The 25,638-nt window shown below is 66.2% G+C and carries 25 protein-coding genes and 3 tRNA genes; 13 read left to right on the forward strand and 15 right to left on the reverse strand.

Features of this window, described 5'->3' with window-relative positions; genetic code table 11:
* Positions 1-3 precede the first annotated feature (3 nt).
* Positions 4-2,070 (forward strand): bifunctional lysylphosphatidylglycerol flippase/synthetase MprF, encoded by a 2,067-nt coding sequence (locus tag CGU34_RS15115; protein ID WP_036296653.1) that lies wholly within the window; start codon positions 4-6, stop codon positions 2,068-2,070.
* A 69-nt stretch (positions 2,071-2,139) separates the two neighbouring features.
* On the opposite strand, the gene CGU34_RS15120 is transcribed toward CGU34_RS15115, so the two are convergent.
* Complete coding sequence (locus CGU34_RS15120) at positions 2,140-2,346, reverse strand: cold-shock protein (protein WP_036296657.1); 207 nt, start codon at positions 2,344-2,346, stop codon at positions 2,140-2,142.
* A gap of 295 nt (positions 2,347-2,641) precedes the next feature.
* Between CGU34_RS15120 and CGU34_RS15125 the strand changes: the two genes are divergently transcribed.
* Positions 2,642-3,286 carry a GntR family transcriptional regulator gene (locus CGU34_RS15125; protein WP_036296660.1) on the forward strand — a complete coding sequence of 215 codons (645 nt, stop codon included), beginning with the start codon at positions 2,642-2,644 and terminating at the stop codon, positions 3,284-3,286.
* Positions 3,287-3,362: 76 nt separating this feature from the next.
* Here CGU34_RS15125 and CGU34_RS15130 read toward each other — a convergent pair.
* Positions 3,363-3,449 (reverse strand) — tRNA-Leu (locus tag CGU34_RS15130).
* Between the two features lie 234 nt (positions 3,450-3,683).
* On the opposite strand from CGU34_RS15130, the gene CGU34_RS15135 reads away from it, so the two are divergent.
* The 7 genes from CGU34_RS15135 to pknB all read left to right on the forward strand — a co-directional run bounded on the left by CGU34_RS15135 (position 3,684) and on the right by pknB (position 12,651).
* Positions 3,684-4,427, forward strand: coding sequence for an FhaA domain-containing protein (locus CGU34_RS15135; RefSeq protein ID WP_100814579.1), 744 nt, complete (start codon positions 3,684-3,686; stop codon positions 4,425-4,427).
* The gene (locus CGU34_RS15140; protein WP_100814580.1) at positions 4,424-5,011 is read left to right on the forward strand and encodes an FHA domain-containing protein FhaB/FipA; all 588 of its coding nucleotides are present in this window, start codon (positions 4,424-4,426) and stop codon (positions 5,009-5,011) included. Before CGU34_RS15135 ends, CGU34_RS15140 begins: the two co-directional genes overlap by 4 nt.
* Before the next feature lie 3 nt (positions 5,012-5,014).
* Positions 5,015-6,262: a PP2C family protein-serine/threonine phosphatase gene (locus CGU34_RS15145; RefSeq protein ID WP_100814581.1), complete on the forward strand. Its 1,248-nt coding sequence runs from the start codon at positions 5,015-5,017 to the stop codon at positions 6,260-6,262.
* Positions 6,263-6,312: 50 nt separating this feature from the next.
* Positions 6,313-7,665: an FtsW/RodA/SpoVE family cell cycle protein gene (locus CGU34_RS15150; protein ID WP_036296779.1), complete on the forward strand. Its 1,353-nt coding sequence runs from the start codon at positions 6,313-6,315 to the stop codon at positions 7,663-7,665.
* A complete protein-coding gene (locus CGU34_RS15155) occupies positions 7,662-9,119 on the forward strand; it encodes a peptidoglycan D,D-transpeptidase FtsI family protein (RefSeq protein WP_100814582.1) in 1,458 nt (485 codons plus the stop codon). Before CGU34_RS15150 ends, CGU34_RS15155 begins: the two co-directional genes overlap by 4 nt.
* Positions 9,116-10,867 (forward strand): serine/threonine-protein kinase, encoded by a 1,752-nt coding sequence (locus CGU34_RS15160; RefSeq protein WP_100814583.1) that lies wholly within the window; start codon positions 9,116-9,118, stop codon positions 10,865-10,867. Before CGU34_RS15155 ends, CGU34_RS15160 begins: the two co-directional genes overlap by 4 nt.
* A 77-nt stretch (positions 10,868-10,944) precedes the next feature.
* Positions 10,945-12,651 (forward strand): Stk1 family PASTA domain-containing Ser/Thr kinase, encoded by a 1,707-nt coding sequence (gene pknB / locus CGU34_RS15165; RefSeq protein WP_100814584.1) that lies wholly within the window; start codon positions 10,945-10,947, stop codon positions 12,649-12,651.
* A 44-nt stretch (positions 12,652-12,695) separates the two neighbouring features.
* On the opposite strand, the gene CGU34_RS15170 is transcribed toward pknB, so the two are convergent.
* From CGU34_RS15170 to CGU34_RS15175, 3 genes are read right to left on the reverse strand one after another with little or no spacing between them, the layout of a single operon-like run.
* Positions 12,696-13,337, reverse strand: coding sequence for an anthranilate synthase component II (locus CGU34_RS15170; protein WP_232711703.1), 642 nt, complete (start codon positions 13,335-13,337; stop codon positions 12,696-12,698).
* Entirely contained in the window at positions 13,334-13,489 is a 156-nt protein-coding gene (locus CGU34_RS17265; RefSeq protein WP_036296682.1) for a hypothetical protein, read from the reverse strand. The genes CGU34_RS15170 and CGU34_RS17265 overlap by 4 nt, the downstream gene beginning before the upstream one ends.
* On the reverse strand, positions 13,489-14,352 hold the full coding sequence (locus CGU34_RS15175; protein ID WP_100814759.1) for a class E sortase: 864 nt from the start codon (positions 14,350-14,352) through the stop codon (positions 13,489-13,491). Before CGU34_RS15175 ends, CGU34_RS17265 begins: the two co-directional genes overlap by 1 nt.
* 77 nt (positions 14,353-14,429) lie before the next feature.
* On the opposite strand from CGU34_RS15175, the gene CGU34_RS15180 reads away from it, so the two are divergent.
* Positions 14,430-14,663, forward strand: a complete 234-nt coding sequence (locus CGU34_RS15180) for a cell division protein CrgA (protein WP_036296787.1) — start codon at positions 14,430-14,432, stop codon at positions 14,661-14,663.
* Between the two features lie 61 nt (positions 14,664-14,724).
* On the opposite strand, the gene CGU34_RS15185 is transcribed toward CGU34_RS15180, so the two are convergent.
* On the reverse strand, positions 14,725-15,360 hold the full coding sequence (locus CGU34_RS15185; protein WP_332870629.1) for a rhomboid family intramembrane serine protease: 636 nt from the start codon (positions 15,358-15,360) through the stop codon (positions 14,725-14,727).
* A gap of 219 nt (positions 15,361-15,579) precedes the next feature.
* Positions 15,580-16,137, reverse strand: a complete 558-nt coding sequence (locus CGU34_RS15190; RefSeq protein ID WP_036296685.1) for a peptidylprolyl isomerase — start codon at positions 16,135-16,137, stop codon at positions 15,580-15,582.
* Positions 16,138-16,243: 106 nt separating this feature from the next.
* On the opposite strand from CGU34_RS15190, the gene CGU34_RS15195 reads away from it, so the two are divergent.
* Together CGU34_RS15195 and CGU34_RS15200 are read left to right on the forward strand one after the other, a co-directional pair.
* Positions 16,244-16,828 carry a hypothetical protein gene (locus CGU34_RS15195; protein WP_036296688.1) on the forward strand — a complete coding sequence of 195 codons (585 nt, stop codon included), beginning with the start codon at positions 16,244-16,246 and terminating at the stop codon, positions 16,826-16,828.
* Positions 16,821-17,300: an aminoacyl-tRNA deacylase gene (locus CGU34_RS15200; RefSeq protein WP_036296691.1), complete on the forward strand. Its 480-nt coding sequence runs from the start codon at positions 16,821-16,823 to the stop codon at positions 17,298-17,300. The genes CGU34_RS15195 and CGU34_RS15200 overlap by 8 nt, the downstream gene beginning before the upstream one ends.
* A 4-nt stretch (positions 17,301-17,304) precedes the next feature.
* Here CGU34_RS15200 and CGU34_RS15205 read toward each other — a convergent pair whose 3' ends face one another.
* The 3 genes from CGU34_RS15205 to CGU34_RS15215 all read right to left on the reverse strand — a co-directional run bounded on the left by CGU34_RS15205 (position 17,305) and on the right by CGU34_RS15215 (position 17,934).
* Positions 17,305-17,730, reverse strand: a complete 426-nt coding sequence (locus tag CGU34_RS15205; protein WP_100814587.1) for an NUDIX hydrolase — start codon at positions 17,728-17,730, stop codon at positions 17,305-17,307.
* A 42-nt stretch (positions 17,731-17,772) separates the two neighbouring features.
* Positions 17,773-17,845, reverse strand: a tRNA-Ala gene (locus CGU34_RS15210).
* 12 nt (positions 17,846-17,857) lie between these two features.
* Positions 17,858-17,934: transfer RNA gene (locus CGU34_RS15215), tRNA-Ile, on the reverse strand.
* An 89-nt stretch (positions 17,935-18,023) separates the two neighbouring features.
* On the opposite strand from CGU34_RS15215, the gene CGU34_RS15220 reads away from it, so the two are divergent.
* The gene (locus tag CGU34_RS15220) at positions 18,024-18,746 is read left to right on the forward strand and encodes a VIT1/CCC1 transporter family protein (RefSeq protein WP_100814588.1); all 723 of its coding nucleotides are present in this window, start codon (positions 18,024-18,026) and stop codon (positions 18,744-18,746) included.
* A 10-nt stretch (positions 18,747-18,756) separates the two neighbouring features.
* On the opposite strand, the gene CGU34_RS15225 is transcribed toward CGU34_RS15220, so the two are convergent.
* The 5 genes from CGU34_RS15225 to recF all read right to left on the reverse strand — a co-directional run bounded on the left by CGU34_RS15225 (position 18,757) and on the right by recF (position 25,637).
* Entirely contained in the window at positions 18,757-19,161 is a 405-nt protein-coding gene (locus CGU34_RS15225; RefSeq protein ID WP_036296699.1) for a DUF3566 domain-containing protein, read from the reverse strand.
* Positions 19,158-21,737, reverse strand: coding sequence for a DNA gyrase subunit A (gene gyrA, locus CGU34_RS15230; RefSeq protein WP_100814589.1), 2,580 nt, complete (start codon positions 21,735-21,737; stop codon positions 19,158-19,160). Before gyrA ends, CGU34_RS15225 begins: the two co-directional genes overlap by 4 nt.
* A gap of 63 nt (positions 21,738-21,800) precedes the next feature.
* Positions 21,801-23,828, reverse strand: coding sequence for a DNA topoisomerase (ATP-hydrolyzing) subunit B (gene gyrB, locus CGU34_RS15235; RefSeq protein WP_100814590.1), 2,028 nt, complete (start codon positions 23,826-23,828; stop codon positions 21,801-21,803).
* Between the two features lie 122 nt (positions 23,829-23,950).
* Entirely contained in the window at positions 23,951-24,466 is a 516-nt protein-coding gene (locus CGU34_RS15240; protein ID WP_100814591.1) for a DUF721 domain-containing protein, read from the reverse strand.
* Positions 24,459-25,637 (reverse strand): DNA replication/repair protein RecF, encoded by a 1,179-nt coding sequence (recF, locus tag CGU34_RS15245; RefSeq protein WP_100814592.1) that lies wholly within the window; start codon positions 25,635-25,637, stop codon positions 24,459-24,461. The genes CGU34_RS15240 and recF overlap by 8 nt, the downstream gene beginning before the upstream one ends.
* Position 25,638: the final 1 nt, after the last annotated feature.

Genomic DNA, 25,638 nt, shown 5'->3' on the forward strand with positions numbered 1-25,638 from the left:
AGCGTGAGCGACCCGAAACATCCGCACCCCGCACGCACCTTCGCGCGGCTCGTCCGCGCCATGCCCGGGACGCTGACGCTGCTGGTGTTGATCGTCGTGGTCGGCATCGTCGGGCAGGGTCTCTGGCGCCCGGTCACCGAACAGCCCTGGTTCGAGGCGGTCGCGTACGGTCTGCCCGCGCTCGAAGCGGGTCGGTGGTGGACACCCTTCACGGGCACGTTCTTCGTCGCGCATCCCGTCGTCTACATCCCCACGCTTCTCAGCCTCGCCGGCCTCGGCTTCCTGGAGATGAAGCGGGGTACGCGCATCGCGCTGCTGTACTTCGGTTTCGGTCAGCTCTTCGCGATCTTCGCCGCGGCGGCGTTCCTGATGTTCGGCCGCCTCCTGCCCTGGCCCTGGGCGATAACCCTCGCGGGGCAGCTCGATGTCGGCGCGTCCGGCGGAACGATGGCCTGCATCGCCGCCTCCATCGGTCTGCTCGCGGCGCCGTGGCGCCAGCGCGGCTGGGTCATCGTCTTCGCGTATGCGGCGATCAGCCTGTTGCTGCTGGGTTCACTCGCCGATGTCGAACACGCCTTCGCGATCACGCTGGTGCTCGTGATCGACCGTTCGTTCCGCATCCAGCGCACCACCGTTCGCGAACAGCGGCTGCTGGCGTTCGCGGTGATCCTCTCGCTCGCGGTCATCCAGATCCTGTCGCTGCTGCTGCCCACGAACGGGCCGTTCGGGCCGACCGCGCCGCTCGATGGTCCGTGGCTCGACGTGGCGATCGACACGGTCGTGGTGCTGCTCGTGTCGCGCGGGCTCCGTCTCGGTCGTCGGTGGGCATGGATTCTCACCGTCCTGTGGGCCGGTGTGAACCTGCTGGTCGCCGCCGCGATCATCACCCTGTTCGCGCTCTTCCCCGCCGAGGTCTACGACGTTTATGGCGACCCGGATGTCGCACTCGCCACCTCGCTGCTGTGGGCGCTGTTCTTCGTCTACCTCATCATGGCCCGTCGGGCGTTCCGCGCTACCCGCCGCCGACGCATCGGTGAGGGATCCGCGGTATCGACCGACAATGTCCGCGCACTGATCCGCGCGGAGGGCGGCGGCAACCTCTCGTGGATGGCAACGTGGGAGGGGCTTCGCTACCTGCGCACCGGCGACGGCATGGTCGCCTTCCAGCCGCGGCTCGGGGTCGCGATCGCTCTCGCCGATCCGCTCGGGCCCCCGGCATCCGTCCCCGATTCTGTGAGCACGTATGTCCGTACAACCGAAGGCCAGGGACTCATCCCGTGCTTCTTCAGTTGCAGCCAGGTCACCCGGGATGCGATGCCGGACGGATGGCGCGCGCTGATCATCGCGGATGACACGATCGTCGATCTGCCCGGGCTAGAGTTCACCGGCAAAGCCTGGTCGTATGTGCGCCAGGCGCTCAACAGGGGCGAGCGCGACGGGATGACATTCCGACTCACGACGCTGGCCGAGGAGCCCTGGGGCGTGCGTCAGCAGTTGCGCGCGATCTCGGAGTCGTGGGTCGGCGACAAGGGCCTGCCCGAAATGCGGTTCACGCTCGGCACCCTGCAAGAGGCTGCGGATCCCGACGTGCGTCTGGCGCTCGCGATCGCCCCGAATGGCGACGTCGACGGCTTTCTGTCGTGGCTGCCGGTCTACGGACCCGGCGGCGCTGTGCACGGCTGGACCCTGGACCTCATGCGTCGCCGCGAGGGCGGCTTCGGGCCGGTCATGGAGTTCTTGATCGGATCGTCCGCGCGGGACTTCGCGGCGGAGGGTGCGCTGACGCTCTCGCTATCGGGCGCACCTCTCGCGCACGAGGTGACACCGGACGAGGGCGCGATCGCCCAGTTGCTGGGTTCGCTTTCGAGCGCGCTCGAGCCCGTCTACGGGTTCCGGTCGTTGCACCGCTTCAAGACGAAGTTCAATCCGCGCTACGAGCCCATCTACCTGCTGTACCGCGACGAGGGAGACCTGACCCGGATCGCGGCGGGGCTCACGCGCGCGTTCCTGCCGGACGCGACCCTCCGCCAGTTCGCCGCTGCCGGAGTCGACATGCTCCGCCACGACTGAGACCACGCCGGAAAAGCAGAACGCACCCCAGAGCGTGAGCTCCGGAGTGCGTCCTTGTGTGATTCGCCCTTAGACGGGGCGGATGTTCTCGGCCTGCAGACCCTTGGGGCCCTGAGCCGTCTCGAACTCCACGCGCTGGTTCTCCTCGAGCGAGCGGTAGCCGCCCGCCTGGATAGCGGTGTAGTGCGCGAAGACGTCGGCGCCACCCTCATCGGGGGCGATGAAGCCGAAACCCTTTTCGGCGTTGAACCACTTGACGGTTCCCGTGCTAGACATGCCTTGCCATTCTCTTCAGCCGCGCTAGCCGGAGCCACGCGGGTATAGTCCGCGAGTCCGAAGATCCGCGGGGTTGTGGTACCACGCTACCCCGATCAGGGCAACATCGCGCAATGCCTTCGGAAGAAGGAGACACAAACGTTGCCCGAACGTGACCACGGAGGTCCTCTCGCGGGCCCCGCTCCTCGCGAGGAAGGCGACCCTCACTGCCGGTACCTTGCGCCCGTGCGTAAGATGACTCGAATTATTCAAGCGGCGGGTTTCCGCCGTGCCTTACCCGAAAAAGGCACCCGAAATGCCCCTTGATGCACCCGCTGAACGCCTCGAGGCCAGCGGTTCCGCGCTGGCCGACGACGTATATGCCTTGCTCGCTCGCGCCATCCTCGACGGGCGCCTGGCGCCCGGCGAGCGCATCCGCGATGTCGAGATCGCCGACCTGTACGGGATCTCCCGCACCCCGGTACGTGAGGCCATCCAACGCCTCGCCAATCAGGGCCTGCTCGAGATTGCAGCCCACCGCTATACCCGGGTGACGATTCCCGACGATTCCAGCCGCGCGGAAGCCATCGAGTACATCGGTCAGCTCAGCGGAGTCGCGGCCCGTCTTGCCGTGATGCGAGCGACGGATGAGGAGCTCGCGGAGATCAGCGAGATCCTCGATCAGGTCGCGGTCGCGGCCGCCGACGCCGATCCGCGTGAGCTGTCGACGCTCATGGTCGCGCTGTTCCGGCGAATCACGCATGTATCGCGCAATCGGATGCTCATCCAGACGCTCCGCGAGATCCACCTGCCCGTCGCGCGCCTACTCGTCGGGTGGACCCCGCACCCCGATGATCCGATCCTGCGCGCCGATTCGTTCGTGCGCCTGCGCGACGCATTCCTTGCGCGCGACGCAGATGAGGCAGAGCGGATCGTGCGCGAGCAGCATCCGCTCGCCTGATACGACTCTGGCCCAGTAATCCCGAAGGACTCTGGGCCAGCTGCGCCACCGGATGTCTCGAACCTCTCGACATCTCTGGTGCGCGAGGGGGGAGTTGAACCCCCACGCCCTTTCGGGCACTGGCACCTGAAGCCAGCGCGTCTGCCTATTCCGCCACTCGCGCGAATCTCGGGACTAACGCCCAAAACTCAACCTTGCGAGAATATCACGGGTCTACGGCAGCGCGAGACGAGGATTCCGGCGGCTGAGGAGGACCATGAACGCAGTAGAGCCCTCCTCTCGCGCCGATCTCCTCCCGCGACGGACAGCCCTATCGCGCACAACTCCCCGATCGTCGGGGCCTATCCAGCCTCGCTGACTACGATGGGCCTACCATCCGCCCCGCCTGAGGAGCCCCGTGGGTCTACTTGACAGCTTTGAGAAGGGTCTCGAGCGCGCCGTAAACGGTGCGTTCGCGCGCACCTTCCGCAGCGGCATCCAACCCGTTGAGATCGCCTCCGCCCTGCGCGGCGAGCTCGACAAGAAGGCCGCGGTCGTCAGCCGCGACCGCATCCTCGCGCCCAACACCTTCATCGTTGAGCTCTCGCCCGACGACCACGCCAAGATGGCGGCGCTCGGCGACACGTTGCTGACCGAGCTCGACACTCTCGTGCAGAAGCACGCGAAGGCACAGGGCTACACGTTTGCGGGTGCCGTCAGCATCCGACTCGGCGTCGACCCGAATCTCGCGGCGGGAACGTTGCGCGTCAGCTCCACGACCGAAGAGGGCCGCGTTTCGTGGCGTGCCGTGGTCGACATCGATGGCAAACGTCACCCCCTGACCTCGAGCCGAACGGTGATCGGCCGCGGCAGCGACGCTGACATCACGATCCCCGACGCCGGCACGAGCCGGAAGCACGTCGAGATCCTGTGGGACGGCGAGCGCGCCATGGTCCGCGACCTCGGATCGACCAACGGGTCTTCCCTCAACGGGCAACGCGTCACGCAGGCCGCGCTCGAGCCGGACTCGACGATTCGGATCGGACGCACCGACATCGTCTTCCGCGTCGTCGCGCAGGCGCGACCCCCCAAGCCGCCACCACCGCCGCCCGCCGATGTAACCCGAGCCTTCGACGCGCTCGGCGGAAACGGGGCGCGATGAGCGAGCTCACACTCCTCCTGCTGCGGATCGGCTTCCTCCTCCTGCTGTGGGCCTTTGTCTTCGTGGTCGTCTATTCGATGCGCGCGGATCTCTTCGGCGTTCGCGTGCGACGGATGCCTGAGCCCGCGGGTGAAGCCGCCGTCGTCGCAGGAGCAGGCGCCGCGGGGGCAGCTGCTTCAGCCACCGCGCAGGTCCCTCCCCCCGCCGCGCCACGCGCCCCATCTACGCCCGCCCCAGCGGCAGCGCCCTCTCCCTCGCGCCCCGGGAAGAAGGGGGGCGCTGCGACGACCGAGTCGGTGCAGCGCATCGTCATCACGTCGGGGCCGAAGGCCGGGCTCGAACTCCCTCTGACGAACGAACCGCTGACGATCGGCCGCTCGAGTGAATCGGGCCTGGTGATCCGCGACGATTACACCTCCAGCCATCACGCGCGCCTGGTGCTGTGGGGCGAGCAGTGGATGATTCAGGACCTCGATTCGACGAACGGCACCTGGCACGACGGCGCCCGCGTGCAGGCCCCTACCCCGGTGACGATCGGCGCGCCGATCAAGGTCGGCGCAACCACCTTTGAGCTGCGGAAGTAGTTGATGGTCTTCGAGGGCTCCGCGGCGGCCCTGTCCCACACGGGCAAGGTGCGCTCCAACAACCAGGACTCGGGTTATTCCGGGTCCAACCTCTATGTCGTCGCCGACGGCATGGGTGGTCACGCGGGCGGCGATGTTGCATCATCCATCGCGATTCGGCACCTCGAAGATCTCGATCGGCCCTTCGCGAGCACGGCCGAAGCCGAGCGCGTGCTCCGCGACACGATCACCGAAACGGCATCCGCTCTGATCGATACGGTCGAGCAGCGGCCCGAGCTCTCGGGGCTCGGCACCACGGTGAGCGCGCTTTTGATGATCGACGACCACGCGGTCATCGCCCACATCGGGGACTCGCGCATCTACCTCTTCCGTGACGATCAGCTCACACAGATCACGACCGACCACACCTTCGTCCAGCGCCTCGTCGATTCGGGCCGCATCACCGTCGAAGAGGCGCGTTTCCACCCCCGGCGCTCCGTGCTGATGCGCGTGCTCGGCGACATGGACGCCCACCCGGATGTCGACACGTTCATCATGGCGACTCAGCCCGGTGACCGTTGGCTGCTGTGCTCGGACGGTCTCTCCGGCGTCGTCGACGATCCCCATACGGCGAAGGCCCTCGCGCAGGGGCTCACACCCCAGCGCACCGCCGACGTGTTGCTGAAGCAGGCCCTCGACGCCGGCGCACCCGACAACGTCACCATCGTCATCGTCGACGTGGGCGGATCTCATCCCGTCGTGGTGGGAACGCCGACCATCGTCGGCTCGGCGTCGACCCCGCTCGACTTCGATGTTCCCGCCGCGCGCCCGGGTCGCAGCAGCTGGCTGCACCCCAATCGTCAGGCTGCGAACGAACCGACGCACTTCGAGCCGGCGGCCGAGTTTCTCGAAGAACTCATCGAAGAGGACCGCCGCCGTGCCCGTCGTCGCCGGATCGGCTGGATCGTCGGCGCCGTGGTCGTGGCCGCGCTGCTCGTCGTCGGCGCATTCCTCGCATACTCGTGGACGCAGACGCGATTCTTCGTCGGTGCCGATCAAGAGATGGTCGTCGTCTACCGGGGCATTCAGCAGGACATCGGCCCGATCTCGCTGTCCGAGGTCTACGAAGAGACGGGGATCGATCTCGACGACCTGGACGAATTCACGCGACAGGCGGTCGAATCGACCGTTTCGGCGGGGACGCTGACCGAGGCCCGTGAGATCGTCGAACGCCTGCGCGCCACAACCGAGCCATTGGGGGTGAACCCGTGACCTCGACCCAACAAGGCGATACCGCCGAACTCAAGGCCGACACGACCGTCATGAAGGCGCTCCGCACGCTCCGGATGCCTCAGACCCAGCGCAACCGCGAGCTCGGTCTGCTGCTGCTCGCCTTTGCGGTGAGCGGATCCGCGGTCGCGCTCGTGCAGCTGGGTGCGATCGGTGGCATCGAGTGGACGATCCTCTACTATTTCGGTGCCCTCGCCGTCTTGGTACTCACGCTGCACATCGTGCTGCGGTTCCGGGCACCCAACGCGGATCCGATCGTCGTACCGATTGCAACGACCCTCACGGGCCTCGGCCTCGCAATGATCTACCGCATCGATATCGCCATCGACGCCGAGGGTTGGGATGGTGCATCCACCCGCCAGATCGCCTGGACCGGCATCGCCGTCGCCGGTGCCGTGGCCGTGGTCATCCTGTTGCGCAACTACCGCGTGCTTTTCCGATACACCTACGTCTCGGGATTCGTGGGGCTCGTTCTGCTGCTCCTGCCGGCAATCCCCGGTTTGGCTCGGGAAGGCACGGGCGCGGCAGTCTGGGTCTCGATCGGTGGCTTCTTCAGTTTCCAGCCCGCTGAGTTGGCGAAGATCGCCCTGGCGATCTTCTTCGCCGGTTACCTCGTCCGCACGCGCGAGAGCCTCACCTCAACCGGCCACCGTTTTCTCGGCATGACCTGGCCGCGTGCACGCGAGATCGGGCCGCTGCTGATCATCTGGGTCGTCTCGCTCGCGATCATCGTGCTGCAGCGCGACCTCGGCACCGGCGTACTGATCTTCGGCATGTTCATCGCGATGCTCTACACCGCGACGGGCCGCACCAGCTGGGTCGTGATCGGGCTGGGCCTCGCGTTCGCCGGTGTGTTCATCGCCTCGCAGGTCATGACGTACGTCGGGTCGCGCATCTCGGCCTGGTGGCACGCCTTCGATCCCGAGGTCATCGAACGCACCGGGGGCAGCTTCCAGCTCGTCGAGGGCATCTTCGGACTCGCGCAGGGCGGCCTGATCGGCACCGGCCTCGGGCAGGGTCGCCCCTACCTGACGCCGCTGTCGCAGAGCGACTACATCGTCCCGAGCCTCGGCGAAGAGCTCGGTCTCATCGGTGTTTTCGCGATCCTGTGCCTGTACATGCTCTTCGTCAGCCGCGGCATCCGGATCGGACTCGCCGGCCAGGATGACTTCGGGAAGCTCCTCGCGACCGGTCTCGCGTTCACGATCGCGCTCCAGGTGTTCATCATGGTCGGCGGCGTGACCCGCCTGATCCCGCTGACGGGGCTGACGACGCCGTTCCTCGCCGCCGGTGGTTCATCGCTCGTCGCGAACTGGCTCATCGTGGCTCTCTTCTTGCGCATCTCGGACGCCGTGCGCTCACGTCCCCGGGTGGTCATCGGATGAACAAAGAACTCCGCCGCCTATCGGTCGTCATCCTCGCGATGTTCCTCGCGCTGTTCGGTGCGACCAGCTGGATCCAGGTCGTCCAGGTCGACGCCCTCGCCGAGAATCCCGCGAACACGCGTGCGCTGTACGACGCCTACCAGGTCCAGCGCGGCGCGATCATCGCGGATGGTGCGGCCATCGCGTATTCGGTGCCTTCGGACGACATCTACTCGTTCCAGCGGGTCTACACCGATGCGGCGATGTGGGCCCCCGTCACGGGGTACATCAACCCGCTGCTGAACTCCCGGACCGGGCTCGAGAGCGCGATGAACCAGGAGCTCAGTGGCACGTCGGGGTCGCAGTTCCTGCAGCGCCTCGATCAAATCATCACGGGCCAGAAGCCTCAGGGCTCAAATGTCGCGACCAGTCTTCTGCCGCGCGCGCAGCAGGCCGCCTGGGACGCCCTGCAGGGATACGAGGGTGCGGTGATCGCGATCGAGCCGTCCACCGGCCGCATCCTCGCGATGGTCACGACCCCGAGTTTCGACACCAACCTGCTCGCCGCGCACAGCTCATCCGAGGTCAATGACGCCTTCGACGTGCTCGACCTCGACCCCCTGCGTCCTCTCTCGAACCGCGCCATCGCGGGGACACTCAACCCGCCGGGCTCGACGTTCAAGCTCGTCGTTGCCTCGGCCGCACTGTCTTCTGGTCGCTACACGCCCGAATCGACCTTCGCAAACCCCGCGCAATGGCAACTACCGGGATCATCCGACTTCATCAACAACTCCGGCGGCGGCACCTGCGGGCCGGGCGAGACCGTCACCTTGGCCGACGCCCTCCGCCTCTCGTGCAACATTCCGATGGCCCAGCTCGCGGTAGAACTGGGCGACAACGCGATCCGCGAAGAGGCCGAGAAGTACGGCTTCAACTCGTCGTTCACGATGCCGCTCGAATCAACCGCGTCGACCTACCCGCGTGCGCTCGAGGATGCCCCAACGGCTCTCACGGGCTTCGGGCAGGGCGATGTCCGCGCTACCCCGCTGCAGATGGCGATGGTCTCGGCCGGAATCGCAAACGACGGCGTCGTGATGAACCCCCGCATGGTCGACCGCGTGATCGGCCCCGACCTGTCGGTGCAACAGACCTTCGATGACACCGAATTTGCAACCGCCCTGAGTGAAGAGGATGCAGCAACCATGACCCAGATGATGGTGGCGAATGTCCAGAACGGCGTGGCGTCGGGTGCAAGAATAGACGGCGTAGAGGTGGCTGGAAAAACCGGCACGGCGGAGAACGGTGCGACCGCTCCGTACACCCTCTGGTTCACGGGCTTCGCGCCCGCGGATGACCCGCAGGTAGCGGTCGCGGTTGTGCTGGAGAACGGCGCAGGGCGGGGCCAGCAAGGCGGATCGAATCTGCTCGCGGCCCCGATCGGCAAGGCGGTCATGGAGGCGGTGCTGGAGCGATGAGACCCACACAGGGAGTGTCCTTCGGCGGCCGCTACGAGCTGATCTCGCGCATCGCCATCGGTGGCATGGGCGAGGTCTGGGAGGCCACCGACCACGTCATCGGCCGCACCGTCGCGATCAAGATCCTTAAAGACGAGTACATGGGCGACCCGGGCTTTCTCGAGCGCTTCCGCGCCGAGGCGCGGCACGCGGCCCTCGTCAACCACGAGGGCATCGCGAGCGTCTTCGACTACGGCGAAGAGAACGGCAGCGCCTTCCTCGTCATGGAACTCGTTCCCGGCGAGGCTCTGTCGACGATCCTCGAGCGCGACGGCACCCTGTCGACCGACAAGACGCTCGACATCGTCGCTCAGACATCCGCCGCTCTCCAGGCCGCCCACGCGGCCGGCCTGGTGCACCGCGACATCAAGCCGGGCAACCTGCTGATCACGCCCGATGGGCGCGTGAAGATCACCGACTTCGGTATCGCCCGCATCGCCGACCAGGTGCCCCTGACGGCCACGGGCCAGGTCATGGGAACCGTGCAGTACCTCTCGCCCGAGCAGGCCTCGGGCCACCCGGCCTCAGCGGCGACCGACATCTACTCGCTCGGCATCGTCGCCTATGAATGCCTGGCCGGCAAGCGTCCCTTCACGGGCGAGTCGCAGGTCGCGATCGCGATGGCGCAGATCAACGAGCAGGCACCTCCGCTTCCGCCCACGGTCGCGGTCCCCGTGCAGAACCTGGTCTTCGCCATGATCGCGAAGAAGCCGGAGGACCGCCCGAGCTCGACCGCCGTCGTCGCGCGCGCCGCCACCGCCCTGCGTCGCGGGGACATCGCGGCGGCCGCCGCCGCGATCCCGGCGATCGCCACGGGTGTCGTCGCGACGGACGAGGCAACTCAACTGCTGACCGCTGCGGCACCCCTCGATGCCGCCACGCGCCTTCTCACGCCGGGTGATGCCACGGGAGCCACGGCGACGGCGGTCGACGAAGCCCCGCCACGCAAGCGCAGCCCGTGGACCTGGCCCCTGGTCGCCCTGATCGTTCTGCTGCTGCTCGTACTGGGCGGTGCCGTTTGGGCGCTGCTGGCGAACCAGGGCGGCGGCGCGGATCCGACAGGCTCACCCTCGTCAACCGCGCCGACTCCGTCCACCTCGAGCACCGAGCCCGCGCCGACGCCCACGACGGTGAATGTCGACGCGCTCGATCTCGTCGGCCAGGAGTGCGAGGCGGCGCGTCAGATCCTGACGGACGCCGGCATGAACTCCTCGTGCGTCGACGGCAACGCGGCGACGACGGAGGATGAAGTGGGGCTCGTTTACGACGTGAACCCCTCCGGCCCCAATGTCGCCCAGGGCACGACCATCGAGTTGACGCGGTACGCCTCGATCACCCCGATGAACACTCCTGGCGCCCCGACGATCCAGGACGGCGGAGCACCCGTCACCACCGTCACGGCAAATGACACCGTCGACGTCCAGTGGTCGGGGTACAGCTGCGCCGCGGGTACCGGGTCGGTACTCTCGTACAACCTGACGGCCTCGAACGGCCTGTTCTCGAACGGGCAGTCGTCGATCGTGATCGCCGCCAACCAGCGGACCGCACCGATCGAAGTCAGCGCGAACGCCGGCCAGTCGCTCATCGTCAAGTACACGGTGACGTGCACGGGCGGACCCGGGGGCGACCGCACGTCTCCGGAGTCGGCCGAAGCGGCCGCGACGATCGCCCCCGCGTCGACCCCCACGCCGAGCGCACCGAACCCGTAGGTCGCGTCGCCGCAATCCGATCCATAGCCGCCACCTAGGCTAGGAAGTCCCCCTTCCCCATCGACGAGGAGTACCCCGTGACGAATGAGCCACGCGTGCTGTCCGGTCGATATCGCATCGACGAGCTCGTCGGGCGCGGGGGAATGGCTTCCGTCTACCGCGGCTACGACCTGACACTCGGTCGCGCCATCGCGATCAAGATGCTCAAGCGCGAGCTGGCAGACGATGCGGCCTTCCGCACGCGATTCCGCCTGGAGGCCCAAGCGGCGTCGCGGATGGCGAACCCGACGATCGTGCGCGTGTTCGACGCGGGAGAAGAAACCGAGCGCGACGGCGACGGATCGACGCATCCGGTCCCGTACATCGTGATGGAACTCGTCGAGGGCGCCCTTCTGAAGGATGTCATCGACGCCGGCCCGGTCCCCGAGGCCGACGCCGTGCGCTACGTCGACGGGATCCTCGAGGCGCTGGAGTATTCGCACCGCGCGGGTGTCGTGCACCGCGACATCAAGCCTGGCAACGTGATGATCACGGATGCAGGACAGGTCAAGGTGATGGACTTCGGCATCGCGCGCGCGGTTTCGGATTCGTCGTCCACCGTCGCCGACACGACCGCGATCCTCGGTACGGCCGCGTACTTCTCTCCCGAGCAGGCCAAGGGTGAGGCCGTCGACGGACGCGCCGACCTGTACTCGACGGGCGTCGTGCTGTTCGAACTCCTCACCGGTCGCGCTCCGTTCCGGGGCGAGTCCCCGGTCGCGGTGGCCTACCAGCACGTGAGCGAGACACCGGATGCTCCCTCCGAACTCAATCCCGAGGTCTCACGCGCGCTCGACGCGGTCGTGCTGCGTGCACTCGCGAAGGATCCGTTCCAGCGATACCAGTCTGCCGAGCAGTTCCGCGGCGCTTTGTCGGCGGCCGTCGGCGGCGCCGCACCCAGCAAGCGTCAGCTCGGCGCACTGACCACCGAGCTGTACGGCGCGAACCCCCGCCAGGCGGCGGAGACCGCACGCTCGCTGCGTCAGTTGAGCACCGACGACACCATGGCCCGCACGCAGAGCGGACCTCCCGCGGCCTGGATCTGGACCGGGGTCGCCGTGCTCGCGGTGGTGATCATCTCTCTCTTCTTCTGGATCGTCACGATCCAGCCGCAATCGGAGGTTCCCTCTACGGCCCGGGTCGTCCCCTCCGTCGTCGGTCAGACGTACGAGGCAGCGAACAGCGCCCTCGCCGAAGCGGACCTGAATGCGGTCCGCCGTGATGAGGCGAGTGACACCGTCTCCGAGGGTTCGGTCGTGCGCACCGTCCCGGCGGCGGGCGTCGGCGTCACCGTGGGCCAGGACGTCACCGTGTACGTCTCGACGGGCGCGGAAACGACACCTGTCCCGCCCCTCGAGGGCTTGTCCGAGGCAGACGCCCGCGCCGCGATAGAAGCAGCCGGGCTCACGGTCGGGCAGATCACGTCGCGAAGCGTGCCGGGCAAGGGCGAGGGCACGGTCATCTCGTCATCGCCCGTCGCGGAAGAGAGCGTCATCGTCGGGTCGACGGTCAACCTCGTTACCGCGACCGGGCGGGTGCCGATCATCAACTACGTCGGATTCACACTGCAGGCGGCGACGGACAGCATCACCGGGCCGAGCATCCAGCTTACGGTCAGCCGCATCGAAGACCCGAGCTGTGTAGCGACGGATCCCGAGATCGTCACGCAGCAGTCGATTCCGCCGGGCGAAGCAGCGGTCGGTTCGACGATCGCGCTGACGGTCTGCACGGGCGTCGCCCCGTAACCACGCTCCGCGGAGCGGGCCGCGACTTGAGAGCGAAGAGCCGGCTACGCAGAGCCGACGAGCGGATGCTTGCCGTCCGCCGCGGCGACAGCATCAGGCATGCCCGACTCGGCGAGCCAGTTCGCGAGCAGACGGTGCCCTCCCTCGGTGAGCACGCTCTCGGGATGGAACTGAACGCCGCGGAGCGGCGCTTCGCGATGTTCGAGCGCCATGATGACGCCGCCATCTGTTCGCGCGGTCACGCGGAGTTCGGAGGGAAGAGAACCCTCCAGCACGGCGAGCGAGTGATACCGCGTCGCGGTGAACGGCTGCATGATGCCGTCGAACAGACCGCTGCCGTCGTGCACGACGGTCGAGGTCTTGCCGTGCATCAGCTCGGCGGCTGTAGACACGACGCCGCCGAAGGCCTCGGCGATGGCCTGGTGCCCGAGACAGACACCGAGCAGGGGCATCCGCATCTCTTCCGCGGCGCGGACGATCTCGATGGACGCGCCGGCCTCGCCCGGTGATCCCGGTCCCGGCGAGAGCAGAACCGCATCGTGTTTGCCCAGGATGTCTCGTACGGATCCAACCGGGATGTCCCGGCTCCGGACGACCTCCACCCGCGCGCCGAGCTGGGCGAGATAGTCGACAAGCGTGAAGACGAAGCTGTCGTCGTTGTCGACGACCAGAACGCGGAACGTCACTGGACCGTGACCTCTTCGGGCGTGATCCATACCGCGACGACGGGGAAGACGTAGAAGAACAACGCGTAGACGATCGCCGCAGCAGCCACGAGCAGAATCAGCGTCCGGATCCACCACGGACCGGGCAGTACACGCCACAGTGCGCCGTACATCAGGACACCGCCGATTCAGAGACAGGCGCCCCGGGTACACCCTCGGGAGGCCCGTCCGCACGAGGCTGGAAGGATTCGAAGACCGAGTACGCGATGATGCGCTCGGCGATGGTGTGCTTGGGTGAACAGCTCGTCATGGTCAAGTAGCGCCCACCCGCACCCGTGAGCGTGTCTTGCGGCACCGGGGCCAGTACGTCCACCGCTGAAGGCCGCACGTACTCGAGCGTGCGGAAGTGGTACGTGTACCAGCCGTCCTGGGTCTCGATGATGATCGAATCACCGACGCGCAGCTCGTCTATCGCGTAGAACGGCGCCCCGCCGAAACCGGTGCGGTGGGCGGCGACGGCGAAGTTGCCGACCTCGCCGGGCATCTGTGTCCCCGGGTAGTGCCCGATTCCGATCGTGTCGAGGGTGCGGGCACGCGAGACGCCGCCACCGATGCGCGCAGCGAAGTCCGCTCCGAAGCGCGGGACGTACATGATGCCGAACTCTTCGCCATCGTCGGGCTCGGCCGCGATGACGGGTTCGACGGGTGCGGCGGGCTCTTCAGGCTCGTCAGGCGCCACTGACGCAGACGGGCTCGGGTCCGCAATGGGTGGCGGGGAGTCCTGCCATTCTTCCGCGAGGGCCAGCGCATCCGCCCTGTTCTGGGCCGCCGCGATCTGATCGCCGATCCACATCTGCCACCCGACGAACAGCAATACGACAACGCCCGCTGTCAGAAGCAACTCGCCGGCGACCCCGATGACACTGATCCTGCGAGCGCGCCGAGCACGACCCCGCCGTGTGGCCGCGTCCGAGGGTACGACCGTCTCCGAGCTCGCCGGATCGGCAGCTGCTCGCTGTCCCCCCGGTTCGCGCATATCCACCCGCCGATCCTAGGCCACGGTGCTGTGTGCGGCTTAGTGCTGTGTACGGCCGCCCCGCTACAATGGCTCTCATGTCCCGATCTGACGACGTCGACCCCGGCGCGCCCCGTCGCGACGTCGACGCCCCCAATCCCGTTTGGTTCCTGCCGGTCATGGTCGGCTTCATGCTCCTGGGCCTCGCCTGGGTCCTCGTCTTCTACCTGAGTAACGGCACACTGCCCGTTCCGGGTATCGGTGCGTGGAACCTGGCCATCGGCTTCGGCATCGCTCTCATCGGCTTTTTGATGACGACACGTTGGCGCTGAGAGAACTAGTTACACGCGTGTAATTCTCCACAGCTGTGCAGAACCCTGTGGACAACGGCTCTCAGCCGATGAGCGCGGGCACCGCGCAGAGCGCGAGGAGCACCGCGGCGAGCCCGGCGAGCAGACCGTATTGCAGCCCACGTTGATCGGCACGACGGGTTCGCGCGAAGATCAGACCCGCGAGCGCTCCCGCGGCGAGACCGCCGACATGTGCCTGCCACGAGATCGAGAAGCCCGGCAAGAACCCGATCACCAGGTTGATGCCGACGATGATCAGGATGCCGGTGATGTTGGCGCCGATGTGCCGACCGATCACGAGTAGCGCTCCGAGCAATCCGAAGACCGCTCCCGATGCACCGATCACGGACGTCAGCGGCGCGAGCAGCGCGACCGCGACCGAACCCGCGAGGCCCGAGAGGAGGTACAGGAGAAGGAATCGGATGTGGCCGAGCAGCGGCTCAAGGCTTCGTCCGATCATCCAGACGGCCAGCATGTTGAGACCGACGTGCCAGAGCCCGGAGTGAGCCAGCGTGTCGGTGAAGACTCGCCACGGCTGGAAGAACCCGAGCGAAGGATCGAGGTAGGCGCTGTTGAACAAGAACGCGCTCGTCAGGTCGAGCCCGGGGATGTAGTCGAGTACGAACAGAGCGGCCGTCACCCCGATGATCCAATAGGTCACCAAGGGACGACCGCTCATTGCGCGGACCGATGCGCGAGCGCGCCGGACAGCCGGGGGTGTGTCCGCCCGCTGTGCTTTCATGCACTCGGGGCAGATGACCCCGACCGCTCCCTGTGTCTGGCACTCGGGGCAGATGGTGCGCAGGCACCGCTGACAGAGCACGTAGCTCCGGCGATCGGGATGCCGGTAGCAGAAGTCCTCGGGATTACGTGCCCCGTCAGCGCTCACGCGAGTGCGTCAGACCGTAGCGATGTCGACCGACTGCAGCACGACGGGCTCGATCGGCCGGTCGCCGCCCGCGGTGGGAACGGCGCCGATGGCGTCGACCACGGCGCGCGAAGCGTCGTCCGCGACCTCACCGAAGATCGTGTGCTTGCCCTGCAGCCACGGGGTCGGGTCGGTCGTGATGAAGAACTGCGAGCCGTTCGTGCCCTCGGCCTTGCCCGTGATGGCGTTGCGACGCAGGCCCGCGTTGGCCATGGCCAGCACGTAGGGCGCGTTGAAGTTGAGCTCGGGGCTGATTTCGTCGTCGAAGTTGTACCCCGGTCCTCCGGTGCCCTGTCCGAGCGGGTCGCCGCCCTGGATCATGAAACCGGGGATGATGCGGTGGAAGACCACATCGGTGTACAGGGCGCCTTCGCCGGGCTTGCCCGTGGCGGGGTCGGTCCACTCGCCGGTTCCGTCGGAGAGCCCGATGAAGTTGCGAACCGTGCGGGGAGCGTGGTCACCGTAAAGGTTGACGACAATGTCGCCGTGGTTGGTGTGGAGTGTGGCGACAGCGGTGTGATGCGGCATTGATCCATTCTGGCATAGGAGTTTGCCGCGAACTCTGGCCTCGCGGGCTCACCGTGGCAAGATGGGGAGGGGCGCATCGTCGCCCCCGACGAACAAGGAGGCAGCCGTGGGCCTGAGTCGTAAGCGCAAGAAAGAGCTCCGCAAGCTGCAGGATTCCGCCAACAAAGTGTGGCAGACGCAGCAGGTGCTCGTAGGAGAAGCCGCAGGTATCGCCCGTGAAGCGAGCCGTCAGCTCGGAAACTACTCACGTGAGCAGGTCGGCCCCGCCGTCCAGGCGACGTACGAACAGCGCGTCATGCCCGTGGTTCACAAGAGCGCAAAGGTCAGTCGTGACGTCCTCGAACACCGCGTCGTGCCGGCGGTCGGCGGAGTCGTGGGGGGCGCGCTTTCCGTATGGGACGCCGCGAACGACACCCGTTCCCGCCTGGCGAGTGGCCGCGGATTCTCGCTACCTGACGCCCGCACGTTCGGTAAGAATGCGGATTCGTACAGCAAGAAGGCCACCAAGGCCCTGTCGAAGAAGCTCGCCGTGCTGGAGCCCAAGAAGCCCGGCATGAGCACGGGCAGTGTCATCGCGATCGTCCTCGGAGTGATCGCCGCTGCTGGTGTGCTGTACGCCGCGTGGCAGACACTGCGTGCCGACGACGAGCTTTGGGTCGCGGACGACCCGCTTCGCTCCCCCGATGAGTGATCCGGATGCCGCCACCGCACGTGTGCGGTCGGCGGCATCCGATCTGGGTCTCGACATCGAGATCCGCGAGCGTCCGGAAGCCGGCAGCATCCATGAGGCTGCCGGCTTGCTGGGCGTTGAGCCACGAAACATCGTCAAGACTCTCGTCGTGAAACGAAGTGACGACACCTACCTCTTCGCTTTGATTCCCGGGGATCGGCAGATCGCGTGGGCGAAGTTGCGCGCCGTCGTGGGCGTGAACAAGCTGCAACTGCCGGATCCGGAACGAGCCCTCGCTGCGACCGGATATGAACGCGGCACGATCGTTCCCCTCGGGAGTTCGACAGCGTGGCCCGTCTACGCCGACGAGAACATCTCGGGGCGCGTGGCTCTCGGAGCCGGCGCTCACGGCTACAGCCTCTTCGCCGACTCAGACGCCCTGCTCCGTGCGCTCGGTGCAACCGTGGCCGACATCTCGCAACCGAACGGCTGACGAGTCAGATCAGTCCGGCCATGCCGAGCGCTATATCCACCAGCTTGACGCGATGCAGCGAGCGAATGGACGCGAGCGTGAACCAGTCCGCCCGATCGGTCGATCCGCCCACCTCATTGCGCAATCGACCACCCGTGACCCGGGCCCGGTAAACGATTCGCAAAGCGTGGAGCGGATCCGGCGGTCCCAACGGGATCCTGCGGGAGGCCGGGATCACGCGGGAGTGGATACCCAAGAGGTCACCGACCGCTACGCGGTAGCCCGTCTCTTCGCGGATCTCGCGGCGCGCGGCATAAGTCGGATCTTCACCCTCTTCGAGGCCCCCGCCCGGCAAAGTCCACGCGGCGCGACGACCCTCGTTCCAATGAGCCAAGAGCACGCGACCGGAAGAGTCGAGAACGACGCCGTAGGCCGCGACGCGGATGTCCATGGTCACGACACCATCCTCAGTCGCTGTCGACCAGAAAAACTGTGGAGCCTAGGAGAATCGAACTCCTGACATCCTGCTTGCAAAGCAGGCGCTCTACCAACTGAGCTAAGGCCCCGCGGGGACGGATTGGTGGGGCTACCAGGACTTGAACCTGGGACCTCTTCATTATCAGTGAAGCGCTCTAACCGCCTGAGCTATAGCCCCGCAACCTCCAAGACTTTACCCGACCTGCGCGCTCGGCGCGAATCGCGGGTGGCGTTGTCGTTTGCATGCCGAAGCGATTGACTGAGCCCATGACAGATGAGGTAGCCGGTCACGTCGGCGAGGCACACACGGGCGGTATCGGTCAGCGCCTCAATTGGCTCCGCGCGGGCGTGCTCGGAGCCAACGACGGCATCGTTTCTGTCGCCGCTCTTGTGGTCGGCGTTGCCGGCGCAACCACGGACTCGTCGGCCCTCCTCATTGCCGGAATCGCGGGGCTCGTGGGTGGGGCGATTTCGATGGCACTCGGCGAGTACGTCTCGGTGAGCAGTCAGCGCGACAGCGAGCGAGCGCTGATTGCGAAAGAGACGGCCGAGTTGCGCGATATGCCCGACGAAGAGCTGGAAGAGCTCGCGGGGTTGTATCGAGACCGCGGGCTCTCTGAGGCGACGGCGCGACAGGTCGCCGAAGAACTCACCCAGCACAACGCCCTCGCCGCACACCTCGAGGTAGAGCTACACATCGACCAGGACGACCTCGTCAGTCCGTGGCAGGCCGCACTGTCGTCTGCTGTCGCCTTTACGGTCGGCGCACTGCTTCCTCTGCTCGCGATCCTGCTTCCCCCGCCCGCTTGGCGCGTGCCCGTCACGTTCGTGGCGGTGCTGATTGCACTGGCGATCACCGGATGGGTCTCCGCCATCCTCGGTGGTGCGAGCCGCGGCCGCGCAGTCCTCCGACTGGTCGTCGGAGGAACGCTCGCGCTGGCCGTGACGTGGCTGATCGGTTCCCTGCTGGGAACCAGCGGGGTGGTGTGATCCGCCGCGATTAGTTCGAGGTGAATCCGACGAGCAGGCCGCCGGTGATCTTCACCGCGAGGTTGTAGATACCCGCGACCACAGCACCGAGCACCGTGACGACGATCAGGTTGAGGATCGCGACCACGGCGGCGAAGGCCATGACCTGCGGTAGGCCCACGAGATCGGAGATGCGGACTCCGTTCTCGGAGAAGCTCTGGAAGAATTCGTCGAATTGTCCGATCAGGCCCGTCGTCTGCACGACCATGAAGATCAGGAAGAACGACACCACGGTCACGATGGCGATCGCGACAGCAGCAAGGAACGACAGTTTCACAGCCGACCAGAAGTCGATGTAGACGAGTCGCAGGCGGACCTGCTTGGAGCTCCCCTGTCGGCTCGACTTCTTGGCCAGCTTGTCGGCAACGGTGCTCATGCGTCAGAACTCTCTTCCGTGGGCGTAACGGGTGTCGACTCCGCGATGTCGGTGGGGATGGATTCGACCGGCTGCTCCACGTCGACGCTCCTCTCCCCGTTACGGGCGATCGCGATGATCCGGTCGTCGTCGCCGGGACGGGCGAACACGACACCCATCGTGTTGCGACCCTTGGCGGGCACCTCGGCCACGGAGGAGCGTACCACCTTGCCGCTGGCAAGAACCACCAAGACCTCGTCGTCCTCACCCACGATCAAACCGCCCGCGAGCACACCCCGATCGTCGCTCAACTTGGCCACCTTGATGCCGAGTCCGCCTCGTGATTGACCGCGATATTCGGCCACCGCGGTGCGCTTGGCGTAGCCTCCGTCGGTCACGACGAAGACGTAGTGACCGGCAGCGCCGCCGTTCTGGGGGGCGACGCTCGCCGACAACAGACTGTCGTCTCCGCGGAACGACATGCCCTTGACCCCGGCGGTCGAGCGACCCATGGGACGCAGCGCATCGTCGTCCGCTGTGAAGCGGAGTGACATGCCGTGACGCGAGATGAGCAGGATGTCGTCGTCCGCCTCGACCAACAACGCGCTCTCGAGTTCGTCACCCTCGCGCAGGCTGATCGCGATGATGCCACCCTGGCGGTTGGTGTCGTACTCGGTCAGACGCGTCTTCTTCACGAGGCCGCCGCGCGTGGCCAGCACCAGGTGGGTCGCGACACTGTAATCGCGGATGTCGAGCACCTGCGCGATCTCTTCGCCCGGCTGCAGCGCCAACAGGTTGGCCACGTGCTGACCCTTGGCGTCGCGTCCGGCCTCGGGCAGCTCGTACGCCTTGGCGCGGTACACGCGGCCTCGGTTCGTGAAGAACAGCAGCCAGTGGTGGGTCGTGGTGACGAAGAAGTGCTCGACGACATCGTCTGCGCGCAACTGCGCACCCTTGACGCCCTTGCCGCCGCGATGCTGGGCCCGGTAGTTGTCACTGCGGGTGCGCTTGATGTAGCCGTCACGCGTGACGGTGACGACCATCTCTTCTTCGGGGATCAGGTCTTCCATCGACATGTCGCCGTCGAAGCCCATCAGGATCTCGGTGCGGCGGTCGTCGCCGTGCTTGGCCACGATCTCGGTCAGCTCATCGCGGACGATGGTGCGCTGACGCACGGGGCTGGCGAGGATGTCCTGGAAGTCGACGATCTGCGCCGTGATCTTCTCGGCCTCATCGATGATCGCCTGACGCTCGAGGGCCGCGAGGCGCCGCAGCTGCAGTTCGAGGATCGCACGAGCCTGCAGATCGTCGATGTCGAGGAGTTTCTGAAGGCCCACGCGCGCCTCGTCGGCCGACGGCGAACGACGGATGAGCGCGATGACCTCGTCGAGGGCGTCGAGCGCCTTCAGGTAGGCGCGCAGGATGTGCATACGCTCTTCGGCCTTACGCAGGCGATAGGTCGTCCGCCGAACGATGACCTCGATCTGGTGCGTGATCCACAGCGACACGAAAGCGTCGAGCGAGAGCGTGCGGGGCACACCGTCGACGATCGCGAGCATGTTCGCGCCGAAGTTCTCCTGCAGCTGCGTGTGCTTGTACAGGTTGTTCAGCACGACCTTCGCGACCGCATCGCGCTTGAGCACGATCACGAGACGCTGACCCGTACGACCCGAGGTCTCATCGCGAATGTCGGCGATGCCCGAAATCTTGCCGTCGCGGGCGAGGTCGCGGATCTTGATCGCGAGGTTGTCGGGGTTGACCTGGTACGGCAGTTCGGTGATGACCAGGCACGTGCGGCCCTGGATCTCTTCCACCGAAACGACGGCGCGCATCGTGATCGAGCCGCGTCCCGTCCGGTATGCCTCGTGGATCCCGCGAACACCCAGGATCTGCGCACCGGTCGGGAAGTCCGGACCGTGCACCCGCTGAATCAGGGCTTCGAGGAGCTCTTCGCGCGAAGCATCCGGGTTCTCGAGCGACCACAGCACGCCCTCAGCGACCTCACGGAGGTTGTGCGGCGGAATGTTGGTCGCCATGCCGACCGCGATACCGACCGAACCGTTCACCAGCAGGTTCGGGAAGCGGGCGGGCAGAACCGTCGGCTCTTGCGTGCGACCGTCGTAGTTGTCCTGGAAGTCGACGGTCTCTTCTTCGATGTCGCGCACCATCTCGAGCGCGAGCGTCGCCATCTTGGTCTCGGTGTAGCGGGGCGCGGCCGCCCCCATGTTGCCGGGAGACCCGAAGTTGCCCTGACCATCGGCGAGCGGGTAGCGCAGCGACCACGGCTGCACGAGACGCACGAGGGCGTCGTAGATCGGCGAGTCACCGTGCGGGTGGTACTGACCCATGACCTCGCCGACAACACGTGCACACTTCGAGAAGCCCTTGTCAGGACGGAAGCCGCCGTCGTACATGCCATAGATCACGCGGCGGTGGACCGGCTTCAGACCGTCACGAACGTCCGGCAGCGCGCGGCCGACGATAACGGCCATCGCGTAGTCGAGATAGCTACGCTGCATCTCGGACTGCAGGTCGACCTGGTCGATCCGGCCGTGATCGTGAACCGGCGTTGCGTCGGGGCGGTCTTCGTCAGTCATATCGTCTTTTCTTCGTCTGCGTCAGGTTCGGCGGGATCCGGATGTCGGACCTAGATGGCGGATCTAGATATCGAGGAACCGGACATCCTTGGCGTTCCGCTGAATGAATGTGCGTCGGGATTCGACGTCCTCGCCCATCAGGGTCGAGAAGATCTCGTCGGCGGCCGCGGCATCCTCGATCGTCACCTGCAAGAGCGTGCGGGTCTGGGGGTCCATCGTGGTCTCCCAGAGCTCTTTGTCGTTCATTTCACCGAGACCCTTGTAGCGCTGGATCGCGTTGTCCTTCGGGATTCGCTTGCCCTCGGCGAGGCCCGCGGTCAGCAGCGCGTCGCGCTCGCGGTCGCTATAGACGTACTCGTGTGCCGAGTTCGACCACTTCAGGCGGTACAGCGGTGGCTGCGCGAGATACACATATCCCGCCTCGATGAGCCCGCGCATGTAGCGGAACAGGAGGGTCAGGAGAAGGGTCGTGATGTGTTGGCCGTCGACGTCGGCATCAGCCATCAGCACGACCTTGTGGTATCGCGACTTGGCGATGTCGAAGTCTTCGCCGATGCCGGTGCCGAAGGCCTGGATCATCGCCTGGATCTCGTTGTTGCCGAGAGCACGGTCGATGCGCGCGCGCTCGACGTTCAGGATCTTTCCGCGGAGCGCGAGGATCGCCTGCGTGTGGGGGTCGCGTCCCTGCACCGCGGAACCGCCGGCCGAGTCACCCTCCACCAGGAAGATCTCGCTGATCGAGGGATCCTTGCTGGTGCAGTCCTTGAGCTTGTCGGGCATCGACGCCGACTCGAACACGCTCTTGCGTCGTGCCGTCTCGCGGGCCTTGCGCGCAGCGAGCCGGGCGGTCGCCGCGTCGATCGCCTTGCGAATGATGTTCTTGGCCTGCGTCGGGTTGCGATCGAACCAATCGCCAAGCTGATCGCCGACGACTTTCTGCACGAAGGCCTTGGCTTCGGTGTTACCGAGCTTGGTCTTCGTCTGACCCTCGAACTGTGGCTCGGAGAGCTTGACCGAGATGACCGCCGTCAGGCCTTCGCGGACGTCATCGCCCGACAGATTCTCGTCCTTCTCCTTGAGAAGGTTGTTCGCACGCGCGTACTTGTTGACGAGGGTCGTCAGAGCGGCGCGGAAACCCTCTTCGTGCGTGCCACCCTCGTGCGTGTTGATGGTGTTCGCGTAGGTGAACACGTTCTCGGTGTAGCTCGTCGTCCACTGCATCGCCATCTCCATGGCGATCTTCTTGTCCGGAGCCTCGGACTCGAAGTCGATGATGACGTCGTTGACCGCTTCGGCCTTACGCACCTTGTTGAGATATTCGACATAGTCGACGAGGCCGCGCTCGTAGAGGAAGCTATCGGTCGGCTGCTGCAAGACCAGCTGACCCTCGACCTCTTCGTCGTACGCCTTCTCGGGCCGTTCGTCGTGCAGGTCGATCCGCAGGCCCTTGTTCAGGAAGGCCATCTGCTGGAACCGGGTGCGGAGTGTGTCGTAGTCGAAGTCGACCGTCTCGAAGATTGTCTCGTCCGGCCAGAACGTGATCGTCGTCCCGGTTTCGGAGCTCTCTTCAGCTCGCTCGAGGGGCGCTTTGGGTACACCGCCGCCGCCGTAAGACTGGCGCCAGACATATCCCTGACGTCGAACCTCGACCTCGAGGCGCGACGAGAGCGCATTGACGACGGACGATCCGACACCGTGCAGACCACCGGACACCGCGTACCCGCCGCCGCCGAACTTGCCACCCGCGTGCAGAACGGTCAGCACGACCTCGACGGTCGACTTTCCCTCGGTGCGGTGGATGTCGACGGGGATGCCTCGCCCGTTGTCGATCACACGTACCGCGCCGTCGGGCAGGATCGTGACATCGATCGTGTCGCAGTAGCCGGCTAGTGCTTCGTCCACAGAGTTGTCGACGATCTCGTACACCAGGTGATGCAGCCCTCGGGGACCCGTCGAGCCGATGTACATACCGGGGCGCTTGCGTACCGCCTCGAGCCCCTCGAGAACCTGAATCTCGTCCGCGCCGTACGCGTGAGGTTCGGGCGCGGTCTTGCTGCCGGATTGAGCGCTATCGAATGAGTCAGAAGTCATAGAGAAGAGGCGCTCCAAATAGGGAAAGTCGTCTCTTTCAGTCTATCGGAGCGAGGACCGATATTTCGCATCACACGCCTCTCTGCGGGGATGAAATCGCTTACGGCACCCCAAATGCTCATTCAGCCGTAGGTATCGCGTGGACCGCGCCCTGGAATAGTCCTGGGGCCCCATTTCCACGAGGGAACGTCCGGCCCTACAAAGCGCACCGCCGTGATGCCCGCATCCGGGTGCTCGCGGATGATCCGCGTCAGGATCTCGGCGCGCAGACTCGAGAGCTGCCGCGCCCACGCCGTCGAATCACACTGAACCGTCATGATTCCGCCCTCGAGCGAGACCGGGCGGGCATGTTCCGCGGTCTGCGATCCCGCGACATCCGCCCAGCGTCGCAGTACGTCCTCGCTCGCCAGATGCGTATTCCAGCCGGCCTCCCGCGTCAGATCGGCCATGACATCCCCGAGACCATGGGGATCGCGTCCCGGCGCGAACGGAACGTTCTCGCCCTCGGCATCCCGAATCCTGCGGCGCTTGCGTGATCTCGGTGCCGCGATCCCCCGCAATCGCAAGTACGTCGCGACCGTCAGGGGAGGGGCATCGACCGTGTCCTCCCCCGCCGCGGGAGAGTCCTCGTCAGACACCGGATGCCTCGTCGGGCGGACCGGAGGGATCGGGAACGATGCGCCCGTTCTCGATACGGACCGTTCGAAGCCGAAGTGCCTCGGGGACGTCCTCCCACACGGCTGCGGTCACGATGACCTGTTCGAACTGGGCCGTGAGTTCGGACAGTCGCGCGCGCCGCTGGGCATCCAGCTCAGCGAAAACGTCATCGAGAATCAGTACAGGATCGCCACTGCGCGACTCGGCGCGCAACAGTTGCGCCGAAGCGAGCCGCAGGGCGAGTGCGACCGACCACGATTCACCGTGCGAGGCGTAGCCCTTGACCGGCAGACCCCGAATACTCAAACGGAGGTCGTCGCGATGCGGACCGACGAGGGTGAGCCCACGTTCCAGCTCCGCCGTGCGCTTGTGCGCCAACGCCTCGCGGAAGAGTTCCGCCGTTGCCCCGATCGGCGTCGTGCTTCCCGCTTCGTCGCCATCTTCCGGGTCCGCGCCACGGACCGACAGAACCCATTCGAGCTCCGGGTGGTGGTCCTCGCCGGCAATCGCGGCGTAAGCGGCCTCGATCGGTGCCGCGAGTTCGCTCGCGAGCACCTGACGCGCGTCGATGATCTCCGACCCGAGCGCGACGAGTTTGTCGTCCCACACGTCCAGTGTCGACAGCGTATCCCCCCGGATTCCACGCGCCCGCGCGGACTTCAGGAGTGCCCCGCGCTGACGCAGGACCCGGTCATAGTCCGCAAGGACCCCGGCCATCCGCGGCGAACGCTGCACGAGCAGCTGGTCCGCGAAGCGGCGTCGGGCGGACGGATCACCGCGGACGATACCCAAGTCTTCGGGAGCGAAGACGACCACCTGCGCGTAGCGCGGCAGCTCGGCCGGGCGAACATCGACGCCGTTCACCCGCGCACGATTGCGTCCGGTCCGGTTCAGCTGCGCCTCGAGCTGGACGCTTCGCTCGGCGTGGGCGACACGAATCCGCAAGATCGCGGACTCAGCGCCCGCTCTGACGAGTGCCTGGTCCCCCGAAACCCGGTGCGAACCGAGCGTGGCGACATAGGCGATCGCCTCGGCGAGGTTCGTCTTGCCCTGTCCGTTACGGCCGACGAACAAATTGGGTCCAGCGACCAACGCGACATCCGCGGTCGCGTAGTTACGAAAATCAACCAGGCTGACGTGCTCGACGATCACG

Origin of the sequence: Microbacterium lacus (genome assembly GCF_002812805.1) — a bacterium.
GTDB lineage: Bacteria > Actinomycetota > Actinomycetes > Actinomycetales > Microbacteriaceae > Microbacterium > Microbacterium lacus_A.

What these genes read in the sequence shown, in the direction of transcription:
- CGU34_RS15120 (WP_036296657.1), bottom strand. Translation starts at nt 2,346, where the DNA reads ATGTCTAGCACGGGAACCGTCAAGTGGTTCAACGCCGAAAAGGGTTTC.
- CGU34_RS15125 (WP_036296660.1), top strand. Translation starts at nt 2,642, where the DNA reads ATGCCCCTTGATGCACCCGCTGAACGCCTCGAGGCCAGCGGTTCCGCG.
- CGU34_RS15140 (WP_100814580.1), top strand. Translation starts at nt 4,424, where the DNA reads ATGAGCGAGCTCACACTCCTCCTGCTGCGGATCGGCTTCCTCCTCCTG.
- CGU34_RS15145 (WP_100814581.1), top strand. Translation starts at nt 5,015, where the DNA reads ATGGTCTTCGAGGGCTCCGCGGCGGCCCTGTCCCACACGGGCAAGGTG.
- CGU34_RS15150 (WP_036296779.1), top strand. Translation starts at nt 6,313, where the DNA reads ATGAAGGCGCTCCGCACGCTCCGGATGCCTCAGACCCAGCGCAACCGC.
- CGU34_RS15155 (WP_100814582.1), top strand. Translation starts at nt 7,662, where the DNA reads ATGAACAAAGAACTCCGCCGCCTATCGGTCGTCATCCTCGCGATGTTC.
- CGU34_RS15160 (WP_100814583.1), top strand. Translation starts at nt 9,116, where the DNA reads ATGAGACCCACACAGGGAGTGTCCTTCGGCGGCCGCTACGAGCTGATC.
- CGU34_RS17265 (WP_036296682.1), bottom strand. Translation starts at nt 13,489, where the DNA reads ATGTACGGCGCACTGTGGCGTGTACTGCCCGGTCCGTGGTGGATCCGG.
- CGU34_RS15175 (WP_100814759.1), bottom strand. Translation starts at nt 14,352, where the DNA reads ATGCGCGAACCGGGGGGACAGCGAGCAGCTGCCGATCCGGCGAGCTCG.
- CGU34_RS15180 (WP_036296787.1), top strand. Translation starts at nt 14,430, where the DNA reads ATGTCCCGATCTGACGACGTCGACCCCGGCGCGCCCCGTCGCGACGTC.
- CGU34_RS15185 (WP_332870629.1), bottom strand. Translation starts at nt 15,360, where the DNA reads ATGAGCGGTCGTCCCTTGGTGACCTATTGGATCATCGGGGTGACGGCC.
- CGU34_RS15190 (WP_036296685.1), bottom strand. Translation starts at nt 16,137, where the DNA reads ATGCCGCATCACACCGCTGTCGCCACACTCCACACCAACCACGGCGAC.
- CGU34_RS15200 (WP_036296691.1), top strand. Translation starts at nt 16,821, where the DNA reads ATGAGTGATCCGGATGCCGCCACCGCACGTGTGCGGTCGGCGGCATCC.
- CGU34_RS15205 (WP_100814587.1), bottom strand. Translation starts at nt 17,730, where the DNA reads ATGGACATCCGCGTCGCGGCCTACGGCGTCGTTCTCGACTCTTCCGGT.
- CGU34_RS15220 (WP_100814588.1), top strand. Translation starts at nt 18,024, where the DNA reads ATGACAGATGAGGTAGCCGGTCACGTCGGCGAGGCACACACGGGCGGT.
- CGU34_RS15225 (WP_036296699.1), bottom strand. Translation starts at nt 19,161, where the DNA reads ATGAGCACCGTTGCCGACAAGCTGGCCAAGAAGTCGAGCCGACAGGGG.
- gyrA (WP_100814589.1), bottom strand. Translation starts at nt 21,737, where the DNA reads ATGACTGACGAAGACCGCCCCGACGCAACGCCGGTTCACGATCACGGC.
- gyrB (WP_100814590.1), bottom strand. Translation starts at nt 23,828, where the DNA reads ATGACTTCTGACTCATTCGATAGCGCTCAATCCGGCAGCAAGACCGCG.